This window comes from Anoxybacillus andreesenii, from assembly GCF_030813005.1.
GTDB classification, from domain to species: domain Bacteria; phylum Bacillota; class Bacilli; order Bacillales; family Cytobacillaceae; genus Robertmurraya; species Robertmurraya andreesenii.
Map to the genome: position 1 here is coordinate 1 of NZ_JAUSTU010000067.1, position 2133 is coordinate 2133.

Consider the following 2133-nt stretch of genomic DNA (forward strand, 5'->3'; position numbering starts at 1 on the left):
CAGTGCGCTTACCCTATCCTCCTGCGTCCCCCCATCGCTCAAACGAAAACGAGGTGGTACAGGAATATCAACCTGTTGTCCATCGCCTACGCCTTTCGGCCTCGGCTTAGGTCCCGACTAACCCTGAGCGGACGAGCCTTCCTCAGGAAACCTTAGGCATTCGGTGGATGGGATTCTCACCCATCTTTCGCTACTCATACCGGCATTCTCACTTCTAAGCGCTCCACCAGTCCTTTCGGTCTAGCTTCAACGCCCTTAGAACGCTCTCCTACCACTGACACGGCATTTTTCCAAAGGAAATATGCATCAACATGTCAATCCACAGCTTCGGTGATACGTTTAGCCCCGGTACATTTTCGGCGCAGAGTCACTCGACCAGTGAGCTATTACGCACTCTTTAAATGGTGGCTGCTTCTAAGCCAACATCCTGGTTGTCTAAGCAACTCCACATCCTTTTCCACTTAACGTATACTTTGGGACCTTAGCTGGTGGTCTGGGCTGTTTCCCTTTCGACTACGGATCTTATCACTCGCAGTCTGACTCCCACGTGTAAGTACTTGGCATTCGGAGTTTGTCTGAGTTCGGTAACCCGATGAGGGCCCCTAGCCCAAACAGTGCTCTACCTCCAAGACTCCTAATCGTGAGGCTAGCCCTAAAGCTATTTCGGAGAGAACCAGCTATCTCCAAGTTCGATTGGAATTTCTCCGCTACCCACACCTCATCCCCGCACTTTTCAACGTGCGTGGGTTCGGTCCTCCATTCAGTGTTACCTGAACTTCAACCTGGACATGGGTAGATCACCTGGTTTCGGGTCTACGACTACATACTAAAACCGCCCTATTCAGACTCGCTTTCGCTACGGCTCCGCTTTCTCAGCTTAACCTCGCATGCAATCGTAACTCGCCGGTTCATTCTACAAAAGGCACGCCATTACACATGAATGTGCTTTGACTACTTGTAGGCACACGGTTTCAGGTTCTCTTTCACTCCCCTTCCGGGGTGCTTTTCACCTTTCCCTCACGGTACTGGTTCACTATCGGTCACTAGGGAGTATTTAGCCTTGGGAGATGGTCCTCCCTGCTTCCGACGGGATTTCACGTGTCCCGCCGTACTCAGGATCCACTCAGGAGGGAACGAAGTTTCAACTACAGGGTTTTTACCTTCTCTGACCAGCCTTTCCAGACTTGTTCGTTTACCCCGTTCCTTTGTAACTCCATGTTGAGTGTCCTACAACCCCAAGAGGCAAGCCTCTTGGTTTGGGCTGTTCCCGTTTCGCTCGCCGCTACTCAGGGAATCGCGTTTGCTTTCTCTTCCTCCAGGTACTAAGATGTTTCAGTTCCCTGGGTCTGCCTTCCATACCCTATGTATTCAGATATGGATACCATCCCATTACGGATGATGGGTTCCCCCATTCGGAAATCTCCGGATCAAAGCTTACTTACAGCTCCCCGAAGCATATCGGTGTTAGTCCCGTCCTTCATCGGCTCCTAGTGCCAAGGCATCCACCGTGCGCCCTTTCTAACTTAACCTTGCTGCGGCTTACGATAAACGGCGCATCTCTTCGTCAGCTCCCTCTCTGTGCTCCTCGCGTACCAACTACGTACGCTCCGGTGCTCGTTCGGTCGCTTCCTCGATCTGCTTGTTTCTCGTAACCCTCGCGGTTTTCATTACTCTATAAATAATAGAGAGATTAACCTAAAATGGCGATTACTCGGTAATTTCTTGGTTCTTCTTCATTATCTAGTTTTCAAGGAACAAGTGGCTTAATTCATAAGAATTAAGCTTCCATAGAGAGAATTGTTTCAATTCATCACCTAAAGGTCATGAATCTCACAGAAAACATTGCTCTCTCAAAACTAAACAAATCATAGCGTCACGTCTTGTAAAAATCCTTAGAAAGGAGGTGATCCAGCCGCACCTTCCGATACGGCTACCTTGTTACGACTTCACCCCAATCATCTGTCCCACCTTAGGCGGCTGGCCCCGGGCCATTCACTGAGTTTCCGATTATAATATTCAGATACTCAGTGAATGGCCTGGTTACCCCACCGACTTCGGGTGTTACAAACTCTCGTGGTGTGACGGGCGGTGTGTACAAGGCCCGGGAACGTATTCACCGCGGCATGCTGATCC

Annotated in this window: 2 rRNA genes; both read right to left on the reverse strand. The window is 50.0% G+C overall.

The annotated features are described in order from the left end of the window. Window positions 1–1529, reverse strand: a 23S ribosomal RNA gene (locus J2S07_RS21745); the annotation flags it as partial. A gap of 367 nt (window positions 1530–1896) precedes the next feature. Beyond that, window positions 1897–2133, reverse strand: a 16S ribosomal RNA gene (locus J2S07_RS21750); the annotation flags it as partial.